General features: G+C 67.2%; 23 protein-coding genes. 2 read left to right on the plus strand and 21 right to left on the minus strand.

Translation table 11 applies throughout. The features are described 5' to 3' along the window. Positions 1–352 precede the first annotated feature (352 nt). Together eccD and C1Y63_RS05245 are read left to right on the plus strand one after the other, a co-directional pair. A complete protein-coding gene (gene eccD, locus C1Y63_RS05240; protein ID WP_106015421.1) occupies positions 353–1,936 on the plus strand; it encodes a type VII secretion integral membrane protein EccD in 1,584 nt (527 codons plus the stop codon). A 194-nt stretch (positions 1,937–2,130) separates the two neighbouring features. Then, positions 2,131–3,534, plus strand: coding sequence for a S8 family serine peptidase (locus C1Y63_RS05245; RefSeq protein ID WP_158256092.1), 1,404 nt, complete (start codon positions 2,131–2,133; stop codon positions 3,532–3,534). A 405-nt stretch (positions 3,535–3,939) separates the two neighbouring features. On the opposite strand, the gene C1Y63_RS05250 is transcribed toward C1Y63_RS05245, so the two are convergent. The 21 genes from C1Y63_RS05250 to rpsE all read right to left on the minus strand — a co-directional run bounded on the left by C1Y63_RS05250 (position 3,940) and on the right by rpsE (position 23,934). Then, entirely contained in the window at positions 3,940–5,529 is a 1,590-nt protein-coding gene (locus C1Y63_RS05250; protein ID WP_106015423.1) for a type VII secretion protein EccB, read from the minus strand. A 269-nt stretch (positions 5,530–5,798) separates the two neighbouring features. Beyond that, the gene (locus C1Y63_RS05255; protein ID WP_106015424.1) at positions 5,799–8,102 is read right to left on the minus strand and encodes a DUF6541 family protein; all 2,304 of its coding nucleotides are present in this window, start codon (positions 8,100–8,102) and stop codon (positions 5,799–5,801) included. A 167-nt stretch (positions 8,103–8,269) separates the two neighbouring features. Beyond that, positions 8,270–9,235 carry a tRNA pseudouridine(38-40) synthase TruA gene (gene truA / locus C1Y63_RS05260; RefSeq protein ID WP_106015425.1) on the minus strand — a complete coding sequence of 322 codons (966 nt, stop codon included), beginning with the start codon at positions 9,233–9,235 and terminating at the stop codon, positions 8,270–8,272. A gap of 284 nt (positions 9,236–9,519) precedes the next feature. Continuing rightward, positions 9,520–10,035, minus strand: coding sequence for a 50S ribosomal protein L17 (gene rplQ / locus C1Y63_RS05265; RefSeq protein WP_106015426.1), 516 nt, complete (start codon positions 10,033–10,035; stop codon positions 9,520–9,522). 79 nt (positions 10,036–10,114) lie between these two features. Then, positions 10,115–11,131: a DNA-directed RNA polymerase subunit alpha gene (locus C1Y63_RS05270; protein WP_106015427.1), complete on the minus strand. Its 1,017-nt coding sequence runs from the start codon at positions 11,129–11,131 to the stop codon at positions 10,115–10,117. A gap of 153 nt (positions 11,132–11,284) precedes the next feature. Continuing rightward, a complete protein-coding gene (rpsD, locus tag C1Y63_RS05275) occupies positions 11,285–11,890 on the minus strand; it encodes a 30S ribosomal protein S4 (protein ID WP_106015428.1) in 606 nt (201 codons plus the stop codon). Positions 11,891–11,914: 24 nt separating this feature from the next. Further along, positions 11,915–12,319: a 30S ribosomal protein S11 gene (rpsK, locus tag C1Y63_RS05280; protein WP_080793438.1), complete on the minus strand. Its 405-nt coding sequence runs from the start codon at positions 12,317–12,319 to the stop codon at positions 11,915–11,917. Between the two features lie 3 nt (positions 12,320–12,322). Next, the gene (gene rpsM / locus C1Y63_RS05285; protein WP_075724783.1) at positions 12,323–12,691 is read right to left on the minus strand and encodes a 30S ribosomal protein S13; all 369 of its coding nucleotides are present in this window, start codon (positions 12,689–12,691) and stop codon (positions 12,323–12,325) included. Between the two features lie 215 nt (positions 12,692–12,906). Further along, complete coding sequence (gene infA / locus C1Y63_RS05290) at positions 12,907–13,128, minus strand: translation initiation factor IF-1 (protein ID WP_075724780.1); 222 nt, start codon at positions 13,126–13,128, stop codon at positions 12,907–12,909. Positions 13,129–13,603: 475 nt separating this feature from the next. After that, positions 13,604–14,323, minus strand: coding sequence for a L,D-transpeptidase (locus C1Y63_RS05295; protein WP_106015429.1), 720 nt, complete (start codon positions 14,321–14,323; stop codon positions 13,604–13,606). A gap of 174 nt (positions 14,324–14,497) precedes the next feature. Next, complete coding sequence (map, locus tag C1Y63_RS05300) at positions 14,498–15,307, minus strand: type I methionyl aminopeptidase (protein WP_106015430.1); 810 nt, start codon at positions 15,305–15,307, stop codon at positions 14,498–14,500. Between the two features lie 380 nt (positions 15,308–15,687). Continuing rightward, the gene (locus C1Y63_RS05305; protein ID WP_106015431.1) at positions 15,688–16,236 is read right to left on the minus strand and encodes an adenylate kinase; all 549 of its coding nucleotides are present in this window, start codon (positions 16,234–16,236) and stop codon (positions 15,688–15,690) included. Continuing rightward, positions 16,233–17,558, minus strand: a complete 1,326-nt coding sequence (gene secY / locus C1Y63_RS05310) for a preprotein translocase subunit SecY (protein WP_106015432.1) — start codon at positions 17,556–17,558, stop codon at positions 16,233–16,235. The genes C1Y63_RS05305 and secY overlap by 4 nt, the downstream gene beginning before the upstream one ends. Before the next feature lie 110 nt (positions 17,559–17,668). Then, the gene (locus C1Y63_RS05315; protein WP_106015433.1) at positions 17,669–18,382 is read right to left on the minus strand and encodes a hypothetical protein; all 714 of its coding nucleotides are present in this window, start codon (positions 18,380–18,382) and stop codon (positions 17,669–17,671) included. Continuing rightward, positions 18,379–19,668 carry a hypothetical protein gene (locus tag C1Y63_RS05320; protein WP_146128869.1) on the minus strand — a complete coding sequence of 430 codons (1,290 nt, stop codon included), beginning with the start codon at positions 19,666–19,668 and terminating at the stop codon, positions 18,379–18,381. Before C1Y63_RS05320 ends, C1Y63_RS05315 begins: the two co-directional genes overlap by 4 nt. Then, positions 19,665–20,420 (minus strand): ATP-binding cassette domain-containing protein, encoded by a 756-nt coding sequence (locus C1Y63_RS05325; protein WP_106015435.1) that lies wholly within the window; start codon positions 20,418–20,420, stop codon positions 19,665–19,667. The genes C1Y63_RS05320 and C1Y63_RS05325 overlap by 4 nt, the downstream gene beginning before the upstream one ends. A gap of 283 nt (positions 20,421–20,703) precedes the next feature. Then, complete coding sequence (locus C1Y63_RS05330; protein ID WP_106015436.1) at positions 20,704–21,363, minus strand: lipocalin family protein; 660 nt, start codon at positions 21,361–21,363, stop codon at positions 20,704–20,706. Positions 21,364–21,457: 94 nt separating this feature from the next. Then, a complete protein-coding gene (locus C1Y63_RS05335; protein ID WP_106015437.1) occupies positions 21,458–22,066 on the minus strand; it encodes a lipocalin family protein in 609 nt (202 codons plus the stop codon). A 589-nt stretch (positions 22,067–22,655) separates the two neighbouring features. Next, positions 22,656–23,105, minus strand: a complete 450-nt coding sequence (gene rplO, locus C1Y63_RS05340) for a 50S ribosomal protein L15 (RefSeq protein WP_106015438.1) — start codon at positions 23,103–23,105, stop codon at positions 22,656–22,658. A gap of 7 nt (positions 23,106–23,112) precedes the next feature. After that, positions 23,113–23,298 (minus strand): 50S ribosomal protein L30, encoded by a 186-nt coding sequence (gene rpmD / locus C1Y63_RS05345; RefSeq protein WP_075724765.1) that lies wholly within the window; start codon positions 23,296–23,298, stop codon positions 23,113–23,115. Positions 23,299–23,304: 6 nt separating this feature from the next. Next, positions 23,305–23,934, minus strand: a complete 630-nt coding sequence (gene rpsE / locus C1Y63_RS05350) for a 30S ribosomal protein S5 (protein WP_106015439.1) — start codon at positions 23,932–23,934, stop codon at positions 23,305–23,307. Positions 23,935–23,940: the final 6 nt, after the last annotated feature.

Genomic DNA, 23,940 nt, shown 5'->3' on the forward strand with positions numbered 1-23,940 from the left:
GATCCGTGTGGTTGTATGGGCGGCAACCGCACCACCACCCAGGTGAAAACCGCGAACAGGCACTGGGGAGCCACGTTCGCCGCACGGACATCACCGGTGGTGCACGCTCGGGGACGCGCATCGGGCCCGCACAGCCCTCCATGACGCACCTGCACCCGCACTCCTGGCACGGACCGTGATGCACGCACGGCCCACGCCCGGCAGCGCCACCGCAACGTGCCACGGCACCGCACACGCCGTGACACACCTCCCCCGGGCAACCACCACCCCGCGCCCGCTTCTTCCTGCACGGAGGAACGACGCGCCCTGCGGGGTTCACTGTTCGATTCATTGATCGGGGGATTGTTGACCCATGTCTGACATCGGTGGCGCCCCGCGCCCCACACCGACAGCCGCCACCCCTGCGGAGACGGCCACCACCGCAGCAGTACTCACACTCGAGCCGGGCGAGGACTTCACCCCGCCCGTCGCTGGCGCCGTCGACACCATCGACCTGGTGGTGCGGATCCTGGCCGCCACGGGTGCCAAGCAGCAGGCCCCCGACGACGAGGGCCTCGCCATCGCCTGCACGGTGCCGCTGGCAATCGCCGCAGCCGACGTCTTCGACGACGTCGTCGCCCTGTCCGGTGCCGCGCTGCCGCCCGTGGAATGGCAATTCCAAACCGCCACCGGCCGCCGCCTCGACCCAGCGCAACCCCTCGCACAATCCCACCTGTCCAACGGGGACGTACTCATCATCGCCCCCGCAGAACTCCGCCCCACACCCCAAGTACTGGACTCCGCCCAGGCGGCCAGCGCCCTACCACGCACAGCCCGCGCCACCGGCCTGGCCGCCACCGCCGCCGGCAGCGGATTCCTCGCCACCGCCGCAGCCATCATCGGCATGGTGCCCGCACACACCCAACCGTGGGCGTGGTGCGCCCTCAGCGCGATCGCGCTCCTGCTCTGCCTGCGGCTCATCACCCAACCCACCGACCACCAGGACGGCACCACCCGCGACCACGCCGCCATCATCACCAGCGGCACCGCCTGCTGGCTCAGCGCACTCGCAGCCACCGCCCGCTGGATGATGCCGACCACCACCCCCACCACCACAAGCCTCTGGGACACCCCACACCTGTGGGCCGCCCTCGGGCTCACCGGACTCTGCACCGTCGCCGCCCTCGCCTTCCTATGGAAACCACCCCACCACGCACCCACGCGCCCCCACACCACCAGCAACCCGACCGGCGACGACACCACCGACACACTCCCCGGCGCACCACTGATGGTGCTTGGCACCCTCAGCGCAGGATTCCTCCTCCTCGCCGCAGGAGCAGCCCTCGGCAGCACCCCCGCCAGCGGCGCACTCCTCATGGCCAGCGGAATCCTCGCCCTCCACCTCCTCCCCCGCCTCGCACAAACCCTCGCAGGACTCCGCGTCCCAGAACTCCCCGCCATCGCCGACGAAGACACCATCGACACCATCCCACCCGTCACCACCACCCTCGCCCAAGCACGCCACGCCCGCAGCATCCTCACCGGCGGATACCTCGGCATCAGCATCCTGAGCACCCTCGGCTGCCTCCTCACGCTCACCGCCGGCACCGCCTGGGCACTCTGGGCCTACATCGCACTCATCGCCGCCACCGCCACCCACGCCCTCAGACACCGCGACGAACTCTGCCTCTGGGCCCTCTGGATCCTCGGCGGCGTCGGACTCCTCTGCGCCTGCACCACCATCGCCACCAGCACACTCCACAACGCCCACAGCATCCTCCCCGCCCTCGGCGTCCTCGCCGCACTCACCGCACCCCTCTGGGCCCCACACATCCGACTCACCCCAGCACAAGGGGCCTGGCTCGACCGACTCGAAATCCTCGCACTCACCACCCTGCTCCCCCTCTGCGCCCACGTCGCCGGCATCTTCGGACTCCTCAGAGGACTCGGCACATGACCCCCACACACGCCCGCTGGCGGCACCCCCTGAACCGCGCAGCCACACTCGCCGCCCTCCTCTGTATCGGCGGTGCCACACTGCCCGGCGCGCCGGGCGATGCTGCACGCCCACATCTCTCGGGGTGGGGGTGGTTGCCGCCTGCGGCGGCGCAAGAGGTTCCCGCACCCGGGGCTCCGGCACCGGGTGAAGCTGTGGCTGGTGGTGATGTGGTGGCGGGGCTCGTGGATCCTCCTGCGGTGCCGCCGCTGCCGGGGATTCCGGATTCGCCCTGCCCGGCACCGATGATGGCGACTGCTGAGGATCTCGACGTGGTCGCGCAGACCGCGCAGATTCTTGCCCCTGTGCACCGGCTCGCCACGGGTCAGGGGGTGCGGGTCGTCGTCATCGATACCGGCATCGGCCCCAACCCCAGGCTTGCTCGGGTGACGCCTGGCACGGACTTCACCGCCAGTGGAGATTCCTTGGTGGACTGCGATGGGCACGGCACGATCGTGGCGGGGATTATTGCCGCCAGCCCGAATCCGGTGGGCGACATCCCGGCCGCGCAGTCGCCGCCGGGGGTTGGCGATGGTCTCGTCGGGGTAGCCCCCGACGCGGAGCTCATCAGCGTGAAGCAGTCGACGAATTTCGGGACGAAGGAGGATTCCGGCGATCTCATGACGTTGACGCTGGCGCTGCGGGAGGCGGTGGCCCTGGAGCCGCACATCATCACCATGTCGATTGCTTCCTGCGTGGATCGGGGCATGCTGCCGGCGCTTGCGGCGAGCCCACTGGGCGATATCGTCCGTGACGCCGAGGAGCGCGGCATTGTGATTGTGGCGTCCGCCGGCAATGCCGGACCCCAGTGCCAGCCCGGGATGGCGGTGGTTCCTGCAGAACTTCCCGGGGTGCTGGCTGTGGGCGCGCGGCGCACCAGCTTGACGATGGAGAGTTACTCCATGCCGAACGGCGACCGGGCGATCCTTCCACCCGATCATGCTTTCGGCGAGGACTCGACCGCGCCGCTGTTCCCCGGGCTGTCCGCCCCGGGGACGATTGCTGTCGGCCTCAACCCGCACGGCCCGGGCCTGGTGACGGGGATGCGTGGCAAGGATGGTCCCGCACCGATCACTGGCACGAGTTTTGCCGCGCCGTTCGTTGCGGGGGTGGTGGCTCTGCTCCTGGAGCGCCACCCGGGGCTTACTCCCGGGCGGGTGCGGCATATTGTGGCAGATTCCGCCGACCCCATTACCGGGGCTGTGGATCCGATTCGTGTCCTCAGCCATGCGGCCACCAGCACCGAGGCGGACATCCTCCCGCCAGAGAAGCAGGCAGTGCACTACACGGGCCCCCTCGCCGCGGGCCCCAACCCCAGTGATCCCACGCGCAGGCCGCTGACCATGGTCCTGCGCGACAATCAGCAGGCGCTGGGGTCCACGGGGACCACCCCGCCGCGCCTGGTGGCGACCGCCGACGACCACCGGGAGAACCTTCATCTCCTCGTCGTGGTCACGGCCTTGAGTCTCGGCTCCTTCGCGGCCCTCATGGTGGGGTCACTGCGCCGCTGGTGGCATGGCCGCAGCAGCATCGCTTGCGAGGCTGAGCCGCGCACGTAAAGCTCCCCGCATCCTGCCCTCCCCTTGCCTGGTCTCGGCGCACCGATCAACGCCTGCGCTGCTGTCGTGGCGAACCTGTCGGATCCTTCGGCGGGTTCGCCACTTCTTTGTTTCTTCACTTACCCCCGGCGCGCGGGGTGTGCTCTCCCCCGTAGCTGCCCCGCACACACAAAGAAGCCTCTTCTGGCATCAGGTTGAATGAAAGTGCGAACAACAAACACCCTGAGACTGAAGAAGACTTCGCCGCGTGAGTCTACCGCCTCCAACCCCGCCGACATCATCTGCCGCGCACAGGCGCTTCACCCTTGACGGAGCATCACGCAGACACCCGCGCCACCACCGCGTTCCCCTGTACTGCGGGCACTGGAGGTGTGCGCGGTGGCATCGCGACGTGAGTCTCCGTGCTTAGTACCGGGGCCGGCTGGCGGCTTCCCGGGAGAGCGCCGGCCCTTCGGGGAGCAGGCGGACGATCTGGTAATCGCCGGGGATGCTCACGGTGTCGTTGTCGGGATCCCAGCCCAACGCGCGGGCGTCGGCCTCCGTGGGGACTGCGTGGGCGCGCCCTGTATCGCTGATGACCCACCAGCCGCCGCCAGTATCGACGAGCACACTGTGTCCAGGCCCGCTGTAGCGGCTGACGGTGTCACCGTCACCAAGGGCCACCCCCTGCGGCAGGGGTAAGGCCCGTGTGCCGACGGTGGCCTGTGCACCGTGGACGCAGAGCGCCCCGGCTGCGGGGTCGATGAAACCGGGGGCTTTCTCCGGGAGGTGGATGGGCAGCGCGGCACTATCGATCACGTGGGACAGCTCCCCTGGGGCGGCGGGCCGCACCGGGGTGGGAAGCATGCGCAGGATTTCGAATTGGGTGGCGCTGAGTCGCACGACCCGTCCCTCGGGTTCGTCGAGGATTCCGAAGGTGGCGATGGTGTCCGCCCCGGGGGCCTCGTCCCCCGCGGCCGTAGTACCCGCAGTGCCCGGGGCACCTGCGTCGTCGCGAGGCAAGGTGAGGAGGGTGCGCACCCGTGGCACCTGCAGGGGCGGATTTTCCCGCAGCGCGGCAAGGACTTCTTCCGGTGGCACCCACAGCGGCGTGACGGGCGTGATGCCGAGCCCGCGGCGAATGGCGATCCCTTCCGGGGTGGTGTCTTCGGGAAGGCGGGCCCGGCCAGTGGCGGTCACCAGCCACTGCGCACCGAAGCCGCGGGCAAGGATAGCGTGCCCCGGCGCCAGTTCCACGAAGGGGGCGATGGCTTCAGCCCCGACGTCCGCGCCGGCAGGTGTGGGGGTGCTGCTCACAGCGGTGCCCGGCGCTGCGGTGGCGGATGGTGTGGTGCTGGCGGTGCTGTCCGCCGCGCGGCTGCGGCCGTCCTCGGGTAAGGCGGATGTGCTGTGCTTGTCCGTCGGCGTGAGGGCACGCACAGCGGACTGGAGGTGCTGGTCGACGGTGCTTCCCACCCCGCGTGCGGTGGTGCCCTGCGCGGGCAGGGCGGTGATGATGGTGCGGTGCCCGTGGTGGCACACACCAATCTCTACTCCCGCCGCCCGGGCGGGCGAGTCTCCGCCCTCGGGGGTGCCTGCGGGCACCGTATTCGGCGCGTCCGGGATCCCCAGCGGCACGCCCTTCGGCCGGTGCGCGAGGATCTCGTCGGCGATGCTCACCGCGCCGGCGGCGTCGCCGACGATGAGGTGGGCGCTCGTGAGGTTGACGACGGGGTGGTACACCCCGTCGATCTGCGCGTAGAGGCCCCCTGATTCGGTGCGCACGATGGGCGCGTCCTGGGGGTTGGGTTGCGGGGCGAGGAATGCGAGCGCCACCGCCCCGAGCGCGCCAATGGTGCACACCCCGAGCCCGAAGATGAGGCCCCGGCGGCGGGCGCCGAGCGGTTCGTGAATCATGCGGATGTCACCGAAGACGAGTCCGTGGGTCACCCTCTTGAGCAGGAAGGCGTGTCCGGTGACTTGGGCTTTGGTCGTAGGGCGGAGTAGTCCCCCCATGGCAGCAATCCCCCGAGTGCGTCGATGGCGCGGGCACGGTGGTCCCGCACGCGGTGGTTGGTGGTCAGCCGCACCATATGGTGCTTGCGCCCACCCTAGGTGCCGTCCCCGGCCGCCGGCAAGCAGCTGACGCCCAACGCGTTATGCACCCTCCCCCGCAGTCCCGCCCTGGTCGTCACTGTGGGTGAGTGCTGCCGCCACCGCACCCAGCGCAGCACACTGCCCGGCCCCGTGGTGGGTGCGGGTGGTGCCGGGCAGTGTGGGCGGGGTTAGAAGTCGATGAAGTTCTGGTTGCGTTCCACCGTGGTGTCCTCCCCGGGGTAGGGCACCTCGTAGGGGTTTTGCAGCACCGTCGGCGTCTGTTCCCGGGGGCGGTGGAAGTAGGGCACGTCGGCGTCCTCGGGGCCGGTGGCCACGCCGGCATCGCCGCGGGTGACCAGGGGCGGCAGCGGGCCGGGGCTGTTGCCGGGGGCGCGCATCTGTTCCAGTTCCTCGTCGGTGAAGGCTTCGTTGATGGCGAAGATGCGGACCTGCTTGTCGACGTAGACGGGGGTGACGCCGGGGGCGTCCCACAGGTAGTTCTCCATCGACGGCAGCGGCAGCTGGAAGGCCCAGAAACTCGGCGGGGAGACGTAGATGAAGTTGACTTTGAGGCGGCGGGCGGCGACGTCGACCGCGTTGGGGGCGTCCGGGTCGCCGTAGTTGCCGGCGCCCAGCAGCTGTGTTTTCCAGAACAGGGCGTTGGTGTCGCTCGTCAGCGGCGCGGTGGGCCACAGGTAGTGGCGGAAGAAGGCCGGCAGGTCGTTGTAGGCGTACATCCACCCGGAACCTTCCGCCGGGTTGGAGAACACGTGCCCGTCGAAGGCGTGCGGTTGGCGGGCCAACCACTGGAAGGCCTTGAGGTCGGTGTCGTCGACCATGCGGTCGTCGGCACGAGCCGCGTTGAGGCCAAACGTGTAGGCCTCCTCGCTGTGCTGGTAGGACTGCACGGCGATGATGGTGCCGCCGATCCCGGCGGCCACGATCGCGAGAACGGCAGACACGTACCGCCAGGGGGTGGCTTTGACGGGCCCGAGGAGGATGAGGCGTCCGACGGCCGCGCAGGCGACGGCGGCGCCGACGACGACCATCATGGCTTCCGGCATGACGAGCCGGTGGCCGGTGTTGTAGTGCAGGGAGCTCAGCCCCTCCAGGGCGTCCCCCCAGGGGCCGTCGAAAGGCAGCAGCGAGTACGCCGTCGCCGCGAGCGACACCCCGTAGAACAGCGGGGCCCACAGGTTGCCCCGCCAGAGAAGCAGGATGACTCCGCCTGCGGCGGCCGCCCACAGCAGTGGCCAGATGGGGCCGAATTCTTCGGCGTGCCGGGTGAGCAGTTCCGCAGCCCGCGACCAAGCTTCCTGGTGGGTCTCTGCTTCCACGGCGGTGAACCCGGACACCACCTCAATTTGGGAGGAGCCGGTGAGGATCTGCGGCAGCAGCAGCACGGTGCCGACGATGCCCGTCGCCGCGAGCACCGCCACGTCCCGCAGGCGCACGAGGATGCCGCCCCACACACCCGGCCGGCGGCGGGCGGGCCGCCACACGGCGGCGGTCAGCCACCACAGTGCCAGGCAGATGACGACGAGGGTGGCGGCGGCGGGGTGGGTTTCCACCAGGCCGGTGAAGCCGAGGGCGGCGGCGAAGGCGCGGATGGGGGTGGCGGGCACCGACATGAAGATGGCGATGACGCTGCCGGCCATGAACACGCCCGCCAGGTAGGGCCACATGCCGACGTAGATGCCAATGGGATAGAGGGCGGGCACGACGGGCACGATGACGGCCGCCAGGGCGGCCGCAATCTGGGCCACCAGGCCCCGGTTGCCGACGGCCCGCCACGCGAGCGCCGCCACGCACACGGGCAGCAGCAGGCCCGGCAACACCAGGCCGGTGATGTTCGTCGCCGCAATGGGGTCAAGGTGGCCGACGCGCATGAGCACCCAGCCGCCGGCGTGCCAGGCGGTGGGATAGTACATCTCCTGCAGCGTTTCCGTGTTCTGCAGCTCCCCCATCCGCGTCGAGGACGCCACACCCGTGTCGTCGATGAAGCGGATGACGCTCGCGTGCCAGTGCACGTCCCAGCCCTGGTAGATGTTGTCGATGCCGTACTTGACTTCCCCCAGCAGGCTCAACGCCCGGTGGATGATCATGTACTGGCCGGTGACGACGCCGATCGCGGGGATCACCCACACGGGGTCGAAGAGGCTGCCGCGCCGCCAGCGGGCGACGGGATCCTCGCTGGCCGTATCCCCGCCACCGGGGGCGCGGTGCGGGCGGCGCCGGTAATACACGTACATTCCGCCCCGCCACAGCAGCGCCAGCAGCAGGAAGAATGCCCACAGGATCGCCACCGAGGTGAGCGTGTACCGCCAGGGGGTGAGCCCGTAGAACCAGGCCGCCAGGCCGTAGATGCCGAAGGAGACGGGGATGGAGATCCCCGCCGCGACGGGCATCTTGCACCCGGAAACCCAGGAGAGGATGAATCCGGGCCCGACACACACTGCCACCGCCAGGATGACGATGCTCAGGGTCGACATAGGTCCCTCCAGGGTTGGCAGTGCGGGCGTGACACCACCGACGGCGGCGGTGGGGTGGCGAATCGTTGGGTTAGTTTATCCCCCGCTGTAGCGATTGTGGTGCGTGCCCCGCCGGGGCGGGAGGGAAAGCACCCGCAACACCCTCCCGCGGGCACACCCCACCCGGCTCACATCAACTGGCCGCCGGGGACGTCAAGGTCGGCCGCGCTGCGCTTCGCCCGGGTCAGCTGGGCGCGGGCACTAAGCTCCGCGTCTGCGGGGTAGTCGACGCGGACGAGGCTGAGCCCGCAGGCCGGCGCCAGCGGCACCAGCGGGGAGCGCTGCGTTTCCTGCAGCAGCTGGGTGGGGAAGTCGACCGGGCGGCGACCCTCGGCGACGGCGAGGCTCGCGCCGACGAGACAGCGCACCATGTTCCAGCAGAACGCGTCCGCCGTGACAGTCGCCTGGTAGAGCTGCGGCTCCAGCGGGGTGGAGATGTCGGCGAAGTCGAAGGCCTGAAGGTGCCGGATCGTGGTGGCCCCCTCCTTGTGCTTGCACACGGCGGCGAAGTCGTGGAGGCCGACGAATTGGCCGGCAGCCTGCTTCAGCAGTGCCACGTCGATGGGTTTGGCCCAGTGCGCGGTATCGCGTGCCCGCGTGGGCAGCGGGCCCGCGGGCGCGGTCGTCACCCGGTAGTGGTAGGTGCGCGCGAGCGCGCTGAAGCGGGCGTCGAAGCCGGGGGCGGCTTCCTCCACACTGGTGATTCTCACGTCCTGCGGCAACAGGCGCGCCAGCCGGCGCACAAGATTACTCACGTCGCCCCCGACGGAGCGGGTCTCAAGGAACGCTCGCGGAATATCGACGTGGGCAACCTGGCCGGCGGCGTGGACGCCGGCATCGGTGCGGCCCGCCACCGTGAGCGGGCAGTGCACGCGGGTGATGAGCGCAAAGGCGTCCTCGATCGTCTTTTGCACGGTCCGCAGCTCGCTCGCCCCTTGCGCGGCCCAGCCGTGGAAGTCGGTGCCGTCGTAGGCGATGCCCAGCTTGAGGCGCAGCCGCGACTCCGCGTCCCCTGCGGGGGCGAGCACGGGCGAGGACTCTTCGCCGCAGGCTGCGGCGGGCGCGCTGGTGGGGGCCTCGGGGGGTTGAGTCATGCGGGATAGTCTAACCCCCGCCCGCACCCCGGTGCGCCCCGCACCCACCACACCCCGAGCACCCCAAGGCGCGTAGCCACTGAGCCCCAAGATAAAACGACGACCGCCGCCCGCGTCCGCCCCTCCCCTGCATCACACAGGGTGGGCGGCCGACAGGCGGCGGTCGATACAAGCAGTAGATCAGCGCCGGCTGCGGCGGTCACCCACAAGCAGTGGGTGCGGGCCGCAGGCGGCACACCCGGCGACGACACGTGTGTCGCAGCACCGCGATGGAAAGGCCGTGATTACTTCTCGCCCTCGGCGAGGGTCTCGACGGCTTCAGCTTCCTGCTCAGCCTCGATCTCAGCGACGATGGCTTCAGCCTTCTCCTTGTTGGCCTCGTCCTCGGCGGACAGCTTGGAGGCTGCGGCGCGGGCGGTACGGTTGGCCTCGGTGGAGACGGTCGGCTCGAGCACCAGGGAGATCTGGGACATCGGGGCGTTGTCGCCCTTGCGGTTCTCCAGCTTGATGATGCGGGTGTACCCGCCCTCACGGCCTTCGAACTGCGGAGCCAGCTCGTTGAAGAGGTGGTTGACGACGTCCTTGTTCGGGACGAGCTTCAGCACGTTGCGGCGGTCGGCAACGGTGCCGGCCTTCGCCTTGGTGATGAGCTTCTCAGCGTAGGGACGCAGCAGCTTCGCCTTGGCGTCGGTGGTCTTGATTGCACCGTGCTCGAACAGCTGGGCAGCCAGGTTAGCCAGAATCTTCTTCTGGTGGGAGGCCGAGCCGCCGAGACGGGCGCCCTTCTTGGGCTTAGGCATGGTGTACTCCTGTAGGTACTGTCAAAAGTGGGGTGGCCGGCCACCGGGTGTGTCGGCGGCGGGCCTGCGACGGCAAGAACTACTCGTTGTCGGCTTCGTCCGGGTCAATGAAGCCACCCGTTTCGGCGTCGTACCCCTCCAACTGGGTGGGGTCGAAGTCCTCGGGGGCGTCCTTCAGGGTGAGACCCAGGGAAGCCAGCTTGATCTTCACTTCGTTGATCGACTTCTGACCGAAGTTGCGGATATCCAGCAGGTCGGATTCGCCGCAGGCGGCGAGTTCACCGACGGTGTGGATTTCCTGGCGCTTCAGGCAGTTGTAGGAGCGGACGGAGAAGTCCAGATCCTCGATCGGCATGCTGTAGATGGCCTCGTGCTCAGCATCGGCACCGCCGGCGCCGATTTCCAGGCCTTCGGCGTTGGTGTTGAGCTCGCGTGCGAGACCGAAGAGTTCCACCAAGGTCTTGCCTGCGGACGCCATGGCGTCGCGGGCGGTGATGGAGTTCTTGGTTTCGACGTCGATGATCAGCTTGTCGAAGTCGGTGCGCTGACCCACACGGGTCGCCTCGACCTTGTAGCTGACCTTGAGCACCGGGGAGTAAATCTGGTCGACCGGGATGCGGCCGATTTCACCGGTGCCGCCGTACATGGTGGCCGGCACGTAGCCACGGCCGGGCTCCACGACGAGTTCCATCTCCAGCGAGCCCTGCTCGTTGAGGGTGGCGATGTGCAGGTCCGGGTTGTGGACCTGGACGTCGGCCGGCACCTCGATGTCGGCTGCGGTGACCTCGCCTGCACCAGACTTGCGCAGGTACATGACGACCGGGTCAGGCGACTCAGAGCTCAGCACCAGGTCCTTGATGTTGAGGATGATGTCGGAGACATCTTCCTTGACACCATTGATGGTGGTGAACTCGTGGAGCACGCCGTCGATCTTCACGCTGGTGACTGCGGCGCCCGGGATGGACGACAGCAGGGTGCGACGCAGCGAGTTACCAAGGGTGTAGCCGAAGCCGGGTTCCAGCGGTTCGATGACGAATCGGGAACGTGCGGCGCTGATCGGCTCCTCGGTCAGCCGGGGACGCTGGGAAATGAGCATGTATGTAACTCTCCTAGTTCGACGCCCGCTATATGACGTCTTACGGAAATCAAGGATTGGTGTGAAGAGTGCTCACCCGCGACCTCCACCCTGCCGCCACGCCGCCACCGGAGACGGTGGGGTGTGTGGGGGTGGTGCGCGGGATAAGGCCGCTTACTTCGAGTAGAACTCGACGATGAGCTGCTCCTGCAGCGGCACGTCGATCTGGGCGCGCTCGGGCAGCTGGTGCACGAGGATGCGCAGGGTGGAGGGAACGACCTGCAGCCAGGCCGGGACGACTGCGTCGACGAGGTTCTCCTGAGCCTCTTCGAACCACAGCATCTTCCGGGACTTCTCGCGGACATCGATGATGTCGTACTGAGAAACCTGGTAGGACGGGACGTTGACCTTCTTGCCGTTCACGGTGAAGTGACCGTGGGAGACCAGCTGGCGGGCCTGGCGGCGGGTGCGGGCCAGACCTGCACGGTAGATCACGTTGTCGAGGCGCGACTCGAGCAGGATGACCAGGTTTTCACCGGTCTTGCCCGGGCGGCGGTTGGCCTCGGCGTAGTAGCGACGGAACTGCTTCTCCATGACGCCGTAGGTGAAGCGAGCCTTCTGCTTCTCCTGCAGCTGGAGGAGGTACTCAGACTCCTTGATGCGAGCGCGGCCAGCCTGCCCCGGGGGGTAGGGGCGACGCTCGAATGCCATGTCGCCGCCGACGAGGTCGACGCGCAGACGGCGGGATTTACGGGTTGCGGGGCCGGTGTAACGAGCCATATCTAGTGACTTTTCCTTTCCCTACTAGACGCGACGACGCTTCGGCGGACGGCAGCCGTTGTGCGGCTGGGGAGTCACATCCGAGATCGAGTTGACCTCGAGGCCGGCGGCCTGGAGGGAACGGATGGCGGTTTCGCGGCCCGAACCCGGGCCCTTGACGAACACGTCAACCTTCTTCATGCCGTGATCCATTGCCTTGCGGGCAGCGTTCTCGGCGGCCATCTGAGCGGCGAACGGGGTGGACTTACGGGAACCCTTGAAGCCGACGTGGCCGGAGGAAGCCCAGGAGATCACAGCACCGCTCGGGTCCGTGATGGACACGATGGTGTTGTTGAAGGTGGACTTGATGTAGGCGTGGCCCTGGGCCACATTCTTCTTGACGACGCGACGGCCAGTGCGGCGTGCGCCAGAGCGTGCTTTAGGAGGCATTGGTTACTTCTTCTTTCCGGCGATCGTCTTCTTCGGACCCTTACGCGTACGAGCGTTGGTCTTGGTGCGCTGACCACGAACGGGCAGGCCACGGCGGTGGCGCAGACCCTGGTAGCAGCCGATTTCGATCTTGCGGCGGATGTCGGCCTGAACCTGGCGGCGCAGGTCACCCTCCACCTTCCAGGTTGCTTCGATGACGTCACGCAGAGCAGCAACCTGCTCGTCGGTGAGGTTATCGGTGCGCAGGTCGGGAGAGATACCAGTCTCTTCCAGCAGCTTGGCGGCACGGGCGGGGCCGATGCCGTAAATGTAGGTGAGTGCGACTTCCATGCGCTTGTTGCGCGGGAGGTCAACTCCAGCAAGACGTGCCATGTTGGCAGTTACCTTTCCGGTTTTGCGGTGGTTTTCTCCTCATTCGTCCCCATCAGGTGGTCCCGCAGCCTCGGTCGGCGCCGAGGGGGCGGATGCTTTATCTCGGGGCTCCGGCCACCGCGGCCAGAGGTGATGCAAGCCCGGGCGCACACACGCGGCGTGCTGCGCTGCCGATAAGGCAGTGCCCTGGGCTATGGAATGAGGAGGCGAATGCTCTACTTGTAGCGGTAGACGATGCGACCTCGGGTCAGGTCGTACGGCGACAGGGCGACGACGACTCGATCCTCGGGCAGGATACGGATGTAGTGCTGGCGCATCTTGCCACTGATGTGGGCAAGAACCTTGTGACCGTTGTCGAGCTCGACACGGAACATTGCATTCGGCAAGGGTTCGACGACGCGACCCTCAACCTCGATGGCGCCTTCTTTTTTAGCCATATCCTCCACTTTCCTTGCAGCGCCGAGGTGGAACCGTCGGTGCTGTGTAAGGTGTTTCGCGGCCGTTTCACCAGCCCCTGACAAGTTGGTGCACGCGGAAAACGCGCACACCATTTGACGAGACTACACCGGGTGCGGAGAAAACAGCAACACGCAACCGGGTTCGTCACATCTGTCAACCCGGCAGGTCACACCCCGTGGCGCCCAAGGTCACCCTTGCCCCGACCCCTGGATTGGCTCCTCCTCGGCAGCACGCCGCCGCCACAGACACCCTGTCGCACCCGCACCGGGAGTGTACTTCTCCCCCACCGCCCCCAGCGCACCACCCCGGATGAGCAGGCTGAGCACCCGCGGGCAGCAACGCCGACGGCCCGCCGCACTCGTCCTGGACGGGGGATCACGTCCGGGGCGGGTACTGCGGGCCGCGCAAGGGGCTCGACCTGCCGCACGGGGTGCGGCGGGGAGTCACAGGGTGTTAGTAGACGAAGACGGCGTCGCCGATGTTGAGGTCGTCGAAGTAGCGGATGGCGTCCGCGTGGTTCAGGTGGATGCAGCCGTGGGACAGCAGGGCCACGGAACCGGAGTGGAACGCGATGCCGTTGTTGGTGAAGTAGGTGGAGTACGGCATGGGCGCGTTGTTGAACTCGCGGGAGATCTCGTCCTTGATCTGGCGGTTCACGTAGAAGGTGCCGGTGGGGGTTTCCCAGCCGGGGGCACCAGAAGAAATCGGCACGGCGCCGTAGGTGACGTTACCGTGGCCGTCCTGCAGCCAGGAGCGCTCGCCCTTGAGGTCAATGCAGGCCCGGGCCCAGGCGGGGCAGGGGCCCTTGTCGAAGGCGGCGCGCTCGGCGGCGACGCGGGCTTCCTCGGCGGCGCGCTCAGCGGCGATGCGCTCAGCTTCGGCGCGCTCGCGGGCGGCGCGGATCTCTGCTTCCTTCTCGGCGATGACGCCGGGGAACAGGCCGTTGACGGCACCGTCGACGGCGTTCTTGGCGCCCTGGGCCAGCTCGGGCGGGAGGCCGCCGGCGGCGTTGTGGAGGGCGTTGCGGGTATCCCATGCGCCCTGGCGCAGGTCGATGCCGGGGACGCTGGAGCCACCGACGGGCTGGGCGTGGGCGGCCGCGGGCTGGGCGACGGTGACGGCGGCAGCGCAGGCCACGACGGCCGCCAGTCGGCGTGCAGAGTTTCGGAACATGCCTAGCAGTATATGCCCGGGGGATGCTGACAAAGCAACTACGTCATCCACAGGCGGGCACCTCGGGCGCGCGCGGCGCGCCCGGTGTGCACCTCCGAGCCAGCCACACCCACCGGCATGCCAGCTGCGGCGTGCCCGCAGCGGGCGTGCCCCGCCGGGAGGCGAAACGTGCTGCTAGAACTCGTGACCCACAGGGCGGGGGGTGAGGATCCGGGGGCCGCCGGCGGTAGCGGCGACGGTGTGCTCCCAGTGGGAGGCCCAGGAGCCATCAAGGGTGACGACCGTCCAGTCGTCTTCCAGCACGGCGGAGTCCTCGGTGCCGAGGGTGAGCATCGGTTCGATGGCGAGCACGCTGCCCTCCTGGATGACGGGACCGCGGCCGGGCTTGCCCTCGTTGGCGAGGTAGGGCTCCTCGTGCATGGTGCGGCCGATGCCGTGGCCGCCGTAGCCGTCAACGATGCCGAGCTGCACCCCGAACTTCTGCTCCGCTTTCCGGGTGGCGACCTCGAGGGCGTGGGACACGTCAGTGAGCCGGTTCCCGGGAACCATGGCCTTCAGGCCCTCCATGAGCACCCAGGCGGTGGCGTCGTTGAGGGCACGGGCATCCTCGGCGAGGGTGCCGACCCCGAAGGTCCAGGCACTGTCGCCAACCCACCCGTCGAGGGTGGCGCCACAGTCGATGGACACCAGGTCGCCTTCGGCAAGGACGACGTCGGCGGTGGGGATGCCGTGCACGATCACTTCGTTGACGCTGGCGCACACGGAGGCCGGGAACCCCTCGTAGCCGAGGAAGGTGGGGATGGCGCCCGCGTCACGAATCGTCGCCTCCGCGATCGCGTCGAGCTCTTTGAGGCTCACGCCGGGCCGTGCAGCGTCACGCACGTTGACCAGAGCTTGGCCCACGATGCGGCCGGCGGCCTCCATCGCGTCGAGTTCCTGGGGCGTCTTGGCGGGGATCATTTTGTGCTTTTTGCGGAAACCCATGGCGTGGAGTAATTCACCGTCTTCTCTAGATGGGGTGGGCAAGGGGGAAAACAAGGGGATACACGGAGCAACCTCAGGGTGCGTGGCGGGGACCGTGACGGCCCCTCACACCCCGGCCCCATTGATGGGTGCCACCCTACGCGCACCCGCCGGGCAACGGGCCACACGCCACAGCAAGCCAGGCGCGCCCGCGCGGGCGACACACCGTGAAAGACGCCGACAGGCCCAGCACCGCACGCACGCACCGGGGCGCGGGTGGGGTGTGGGCCTGAGGGGAAGTCTTTTTTCTCATGCAGGAGGCCACGGGCACGGGTGCGTGCCTGTGTGGCCGGGGTGCGGGAACACACAACTGGGTTCCCGTCGTGGGCGGCGTGCGGCGCTTAGAGCGCCTGCAGCGCCTCCATGGTGCGCTTGTTGATGTCCTCGACGGAATCCTCAGCGACGATGGTGATGAGCTGGTCGACGTAGTGGTCGATCAGCGGGGCCGTCTCGTCACGGTAGACGTGCAGGCGGGTGCGGATGGTGTCCTCGTTGTCGTCGGCACGACCGCGGGCCAGCATGCGCTCCACGACGATGTCTTCGCCGACGCGGAACTCCACCACAGCGTCCAAAGACGCATCCTGCTTCGCGAGGATCTCCTTGAGCAGCTCGGCCTGCTCCACGGTGCGGGGGAAGCCGTCGAGGAGGAAGCCGTTCTTGGCATCGTCCTCGTTCAGGCGGGCCTCCACCATGCGGGCGGTCACATCGGTCGGCACCAGCTTGCCGGCGTCGATGTACTGCTTGGCTTCCACGCCGAGCGGGGTGCCCTCACCAATGTTCGCGCGGAACAGGTCACCGGTGGAGATGTGCGGCACGCCCAGCTTCTCGGAGAGGATGGCGGCCTGGGTGCCCTTGCCGGCACCGGGGGGACCAAGGAGGACGAGTCTCATTTGAGGAACCCTTCGTAGTTACTTTGCAACAGCTGGCTTTCGATCTGCTTGACCGTGGTCAGCGCCACGGACACCAGAATCAGGATTGCGGTGCCGCCGAAGGCGCGCAGCGCACCGCCGCCCGCACCGGCAATACCGAAGTCCATCATGATGTTCGGCAGAACAGCGATGATGCCGAGGTAGAGGGCGCCGACGAACAGGAGGCGGTTCATGACGTAGCCCAGGTACTGGGCGGTCGGGCGGCCGGGGCGGATGCCCGGGATGAAGCCGCCGTACTTCTTCATGTTATCGGCCTGCTCGTTCGGATCGTACTGAACCGAGACGTAGAAGTAGGAGAAGAAGATGATCAGCACGAAGTACAGCACAATGTACTGCCAGCTGGAGGGCGCCTGCAGGTACTGGATGACGTTGCGCTGCCACCAGTTGTCGCCCATCTGCTGGGAGCCGGAGTTGATGATCTGGGTGATGAGCACCGGCACGTAGATGAGGGAGGACGCGAAGATCACCGGGATGACGCCACCCTGGTTGACCTTGAGCGGCAGGTAGGTGGAGGTGCCACCGTACTGGCGGCGACCGACCATGCGCTTGGCGTACTGCACCGGAATACGGCGCTGACCCTGCTCAATGAAGACCACGCCGACGACCAAGATGAGGACCGCGACGACAACGGCAGCGAAGACGACGCCGCCGCTAGACTCCAGCACCTGCATGCCCTGGGAGGGCATACGGGTGGCGATACCCGCGAAGATCAGCAGCGACATGCCGTTGCCGATGCCGCGCTCGGTGATAAGCTCACCAATCCACATCACCAGCACCGCGCCGGCGGTCATGGTGAGGACGATGATGACGAGGTCGAAGATGGACCGGTCGGCCTTGAGCACGGACACGCCGTTGCCCAGCAGCTGGCCACGGTCAGCCAGAGCCACAATGCCGGAGGACTGCAGCAGCGCCAGCGCGATGGTGAGGTACCGGGTGTACTGCATCATCTTCGCCTGACCGGACTGCCCCTCCTTCTTCAATTCCTCGAAGCGGGGAATCACCACGGTGAGCAGCTGCACAATAATCGAGGCCGTAATGTACGGCATGATGCCGATCGCGAAGATACTCAGCTGCAGCAGCGCACCGCCGGAGAACAGGTTCACCATCGAGTAGATGTTGGACCCGTCAGCGGTGGCGCTCTTCAGCGCCTGCATGACGGTCGAGTAATCGACGCCCGGGGTGGGGATCTGGGTACCGATGCGGTACAGCACGATCATGGCGATCGTGAACAGGATCTTCTTTCTCAGATCCGCGTCTTTAAAGACGGAAACAATGGCGGACACATATCCTCCTGCGGCCCTGCGCGGCCGCCTGTGGTCTCGCGCAGGGTGAGAAATGGTGGACAGCCAAACCTGAATGGATACAGTTGGCCGGTCATTACAACGTTCCCAACCTACCAGGGTGTCGACAGATTGGCTAGACGAGACCAGGCCCCACCTGTACGCCACCACACCAGTGCGCCGACCGCGAGAGCACCAAGAGCCCAGGCAACAGACCACGGATCGAACCACGGGTCCGTCCCGGCATGGTAGGTGTACGGCATGCCGCGGCCGCTGGGAACGACATAGCAGAGGCCGACACAGCCGGCAATCACGAGGGCCGCGGCAGCACTCCCCCACACGCGCCCCAACAGCGGGATGAGGATCAAAGCGCACCCCATGGTGAACACAGTGTTGCTCACCAGCTGCTCGAGGTGCACCCACCCCTTCTCATAGATATTGGCTGCCACAAACCCCTTGCGCAGCCGGTGGGAATGCACCACCACACCGATGGCCAGCACAAAGACTGCGGCCTGGCCCAGCAGGACCACGACGAGGTTGCCCCACCGCGCAGCGGGGCGCGCAAGGTCGTATTCCCGCAGCCGCGGCACACTGACGGCCGCGACGCCGATCGCGGCGGCGGACAGCACGAGCCCGGAGCCGTACCACAAAATCCGGTACGTGTTGTGCCCGAGAGTAAAAGTCAGTGGCCCTAAGGCAAAGCTCAACACCGCGGCGAGGACGACAATGAACAGGAGCTGCGCCCAGGGGAACACCGTGAGCGGCGGCCAGAGCCGAGCCGTGCGCGGGACACCACTCTGAGGTGTGGGATGTGCGGTGACACTCATCGGACTGTTGCCACCTCCGAGTCGGCGATCGTACACCCGCGCAGCTGCTCACCGCGGTTGTGAACACTGTCGAGGACACGCTCACCGTCGGTTCCCGCGGGGACGTCCTCGCCTGTGGACAATGCAAGCAAAGCACTCATCACCCGGGCGTTGGCAGTGGGCTCCTCACCCACCAGCGCGGCGTAGCAGGCGTCCCTGCCCGTCACCTCATTCACGAGCACCTCGAGGGGGCCACGCGCATGCCGCTCAATACTGACGAAAGACACAGGCCGCTCCTCAGCGCCGGGAACCCCACCGCTGATCAGCGCGTAGCTCGCCAGCGTGCGGGGTGCCGACAGCGCCTCCGGGCCGATCACATCCGCCAGCCGGTTCACGCTCTCGACCTCGCGACGCACGAGAAGCTCGTCGGCCCGAGGCCCACACACTTTCACGGGCACCGTCGACGCGTCGCGGCAGACAACCTTCACATCGGTAGCGGTCGCCTGCACCCCAACAAGAGGCAGGGCAAGCGCGACGAGCGCGCCGACCACGGCACCAATCAGCGGCACCCGCGGGCCCTTGGTGTAGGAATCACCGACGCTGAAAGCAGCCCACATGCAGCAGGCAGCGAGGGCAGCCGACACGCCAAACTTCAGCGCTACGCTGGGCCCACCCATGGCACTACTGACAGCGAACGTGGGGCCGACCAAGCCGAGGATCCACAGCGCAGTGACGCTTGAGCTATAGCAAGCCACTGTGGCCACAACGACAGCGCCGGCCGCGGCGACAACGAAGGCGGGGAATTTCACACGCGCTGACAGCACCCCAAGCAGCGTGCCGAAACCAGCTGCGAGGAGCACAAATCCGCTACTCCGAGCGATGAGGCCAACCAGCCACCAGGGATCAGCGAGGCCCTGCGACCACAGTGGGACGACGGCGACGACGGAGATCACCAGGACGCTCACAACGGCGGGGACGAGGATGCTCGCCGCCGCAGCCCCGATTCGTTGCGCCACGCTCCACCGGGCGGCAGGCAAGGCCAACAAAGACCCCGGTGCCAGTGTGCTCACGCTGAGCGTTATGCACAGCTGCATGACAACCGCCACAATGGTCGTGGCGTACATCACCGTGGTGTCCGCCTGTCCCCAGGTCCGATTGTCGTACGGCAGGCCCATCAGCTGCCATACCGTGAACCCAAGGACACCGAGGACACTCAGCACAAGGAACGTGCCCGCCGGCGGCAGCGCCGCTGGTGGAAGAATCCGCCGGGAGGACGGCGTGGAGTGGTGTCGTCGTGCCCCACTCATAGCACGTGGCTTCCGACGATGGTCGAGTAGTACGTCTCGAAACGCGTCGCGAGGCTATCCCCACCGGAATCGGGGATCCGACTGGACAGCTCGTCGAAAGTTCCCCGGAACTTCAACACACCGGCAGACAGCACGGTCAGCGAAGCTCCAAGCATCGTGACGTCTTCCGTGAGGTGGGTCGACATGAGCACGCAGTGCCGCTCCCCCAGCGCGGAGATGAGGTGACGCATCTGCAAGCGCGCCTGCGGGTCAAGGCCCACGGTCGGCTCATCAAGCAGCAACACTGCCGGATCACCGACCAATGCGGTCGCGAAACCGACCCGTCGAAGTTGGCCACCAGAAAGCTCACCGATGCGGGAGCCGAACCGGTCGGCAAGCTCGACCCGCTCCAGCGCATCCATCACCTGGGCGTCACGCTGGGCACGGGGAACACCCTGCGACCACGCAACATACCCCAACACGTCGGCCACGCGATGCCTGTGGGGCAACCTGATGTGCTGCGGAACGAGACCGACGAGGGTGCGGTACTCGTCGATGCGGGACTTCGTCAGCGGCACTGAATTGATCTGCACAGCACCGGACGTCGCCGGCAACAGGCTCGCAATGATGGACATCAGCGTGGTTTTGCCACTACCGTTAGGCCCAATCAGCGCGTGGACCCCCACAGGATAGGTGGCCGTGAAGCTGCGGAGAACTTCACGAGACTGACCGCCCCTTGAAAAGGTTTTGGATACTCGGTCAAGGTCGAGCACGTGCTCTCCCCTCTCGGTTGATCTGGCGGCCGGCGGCCGACACACGTGGGCGTAGGCCCACCGTGGAATGGCAAGTCCTCACGGACTTCCCGCCCCAGAGGCGGTGATGTCTTCACCGCGACCATGACCTTCATTGTGGCCTGGGCGGCGGGTGATGACAATGCAACCCGAACTCTCTGGCCACCGCAAGGGTTTCCGCAGAAGCGAGACGCCGATCACAGATGCGGGGGTGGGGCTCAGCACCCCCACCCCACGCTATTCACACGTTTCCAGAGCGATAAACCTACAGTTCAGCCAGGCTGCGGAAATGCTGTAACCCGCCATCCTGGGGACTGGTGACGAAAAGCATGGGATTCCACCCGGCGGCGGCGATCGCGGGGCGGAGTGTGTCGCGCAACGTCGCCTCGCTGACGTCCGGCGTCCGGGAGAGAACGAAGCCACTGAGGCCGTTCGGGGAGCCGATCACCATGAGCGTCTTTTCGGCGTTGCGGTAGCGCACCTGGTAGTTGGCCGGGCCGTCGATGTTCTGGAAGGGGATGTCGTTGAATGCGACGCGGAGCTCGTTGTTGTTTTCCGCGCCGGTGAGCCGCGCACGCCCGTTGATGACAGAGGCGCCACCGAACCAGTCGGTGCAGGCGTTGCGCACACTGATCATCTCGGGGCTGAGCACCTCGTACGTGGCGGTCGTGTTCTTCGCGCACTGGAGGTTGAAGGGGGTGGGGATGGCGGCGACTTGGTACCAGGTGCCGCGGAGTTCCTCGAGGGAATCAATGCGGGGCATCTCGAGGCCAGCGGGCGCGCTCGAGCCAAAGTTGGCGGTAGACGACAGGTCCGCGGTGGGCACGCCAGTGAAGCCTTGGTCTTGCGCGGCAGCAGGTGCCGCAAGCCCCAGTGCCAGTGCACCGGTGGCAAGAATGGGCAGAAGGGTGGGGAAAACTCGCATGTCGCCCACCCTACCGGAGTATCCCACCCCTGAAGAGGCAAGGACCTGCGGGCATGCGCTTGCACGCGGGCTTCTCCCCCAGCGCCGTGGGGCGCTAGAGCACGCAGACCGGCAGCGGCGCCGGGCCGCCCGGCTGCGGGGTGGCGATGAACTGGCAGGGGTTCCACCCGGCGTAGGTTGCGGCGGGCACGATTTCCCGTTGCCAGCGCACGCTGTCAAGCACGGGGGTGCGGGAGTACACGGCGGCACTGCGCCCATCGCTGCTGGCGAGAATCATCAGCTTGCCGTCTTCCTCCGAGCGGAACACCAGGTGGTAGGGGGTGGCGGGCCCCTGATTCCACCTGACCTCGAAGCGCTTGTGGTCGTCCGGGGTGAGGTCGTCCATTGCGCCCACCGTGGTGCTGCGCTGACCGGTGATGGAGGTACAGGCGCGGGTCCACGTACCCGCAGTCTCGCTCGTCGACTCCTGGGTGAGGGTCGCGTCCGCGAAGCAGTCGAGGAGATCCTTGGTGGCCAGGGCGGCGACCTGGTACCAGGTCCCATCCTGGTAGTCGGGGTGGGTGATTCCGCCGTTCATCACCGGCGGGATGTTGGGGCCAGGCGCGCTGGAGGAGGCGGGCGCGGCGATGGCCGGGACGGAGAGGGACACGGTGAGCGCGGCGGCGGCAGCAACTGCGGCGACGGCGCGGAGGTGAGTACGCATGGCCCCAACCTAGCCGCACTCGCGGCGCCGCGCAGGACACTGCGGCGAACGATCCGAGGAACACATTCCCCCGGCCGCATCTTTGCCCCGAGGAACCACGGCCCAACAACCGCAGGGTGCGCCGCCCCACCAGAGGACCCTGCCACCTCCCCCACGCGTGAGCCAGTGGGATTGAGGACCGTGCCGACCGCATGCGCTCTTTCCGCAGGCAGACGACACACTAGTGTCGGCCACATGGTCGCGGAACCGAAGCACACATCCGCACGGATCAGGAGCCCACAGCACTACACACGTGGTCACGCACGGTGGCAACAGAGCCGCACAAACTCACCACGGACGTGATGTGCGCGTGATGGAATCGTCGCCGCAGCGTGACCGTGTTGTGCCCGTCTCGCAACCGGATTGTTCCCACATCGCAACCTCGGCACACGGGGCGACAGCGCCACTGCGGCGGCGCGGGTGCCGGGTACAGCGGGGTCGACCCCGCGCAGCACAAAGGCACCAGCCCGCTCCCCTTTTTCGGGGAGTCGGTGGCTGGTGCCTGAAGTGTGTGCGGCGATGGGCGCTCGCCGCGGGCGCGAAGAAAAAGTTACTTCACGGCGGTGATGGTGCCGCCGGCAGCTTCAATCTTCTCCTTGGCGGAGCCGGAGAACTTCTGCGCGGTCACGTTGACCTTGACAGAGATCTCGCCGGTGCCGAGGACCTTGACCGGCTGGTTCTTGCGAACCAGGCCGGCGGCCACGAGAGCGGCAACGTCGACGTCGCCACCCTGCGGGAAGGCCTTGTTCAGGTCGGCAACGTTGACGACCTGGTAGTAGACCTTGGCGGGGTTCTTGAAGCCCTTGAGCTTCGGCAGACGCATGTGCAGCGGCATCTGGCCACCCTCGAAAGCAGCGGAAACCTGCTTACGAGCCTTGGTGCCCTTGGTACCGCGACCAGCGGTCTTACCCTTGGAGGCCTCACCGCGACCGACGCGGGTCTTGGCCTTGTTTGCGCCCGGAGCCGGGCGCAGGTCGTGGAGCTTAATGGGTTCGCTCATGTTTTACCTACTCCCCCGCTACTTCTTCAACGACGACCATGTGGCGCACCACGTTGATCATGCCGCGCACCTCGGGGGTGTCGGGGCGGACCACGGAGTGGCGAATGCGCTTGAGGCCGAGGCTGCGCAGCGAGTCCTTCTGGTTCTGCTTAGCACCAACGGTGCCCTTGAGCTGAGTGATCTTCAGGGCCATGAGTGTTTAAGCCTCCTGACCTGCGCGTGCGCGCAGCATACGGGCCGGAGCGACCTCTTCGATGGTCTTGCCGCGGCGGGCGGCGACCTCTTCGGGGCGCTGCAGCTGCTTCAGGCCGGCCACGGTGGCGTGGACGACGTTGATAGCGTTGTCGGAGCCCAGCGACTTGCAGAGGATGTCCTGCACGCCGGCGCACTCGAGCACGGGGCGGGCGGCGCCGCCGGCGATGACACCGGTACCGGGGGCTGCCGGGCGCATCATGACGATGCCCGCAGCGGCCTCACCCTGGACCGGGTGGGTGATGGTGCCACCGACCATGGGGACGCGGAAGAAGTTCTTGCGAGCCTCTTCGGCACCCTTCTGGATAGCGGCGGGAACTTCCTTGGCCTTGCCGTAGCCGACGCCGACCATGCCTTCGCCGTCACCGACGATGACGAGGGCGGTGAAGCTGAAGCGACGGCCACCCTTGACCACCTTGGAAACGCGGTTGATGGTCACGACGCGCTCGATGTACTGCGAGCGCTCGTCCTGCTGCTGGTTGCGGCGGTCGTCGCGGCCGCGGCCGCGACGCTCGTTGCGGTTGTCCTTGTTGTTGTCGGCGGTGCGTCCGCCGTCACGCCGTTCACGTCCCGGCATTACGCG

Origin of the sequence: Corynebacterium sp. 13CS0277 (genome assembly GCF_002994655.1) — a bacterium.
Classification (GTDB): Bacteria; Actinomycetota; Actinomycetes; order Mycobacteriales; family Mycobacteriaceae; genus Corynebacterium.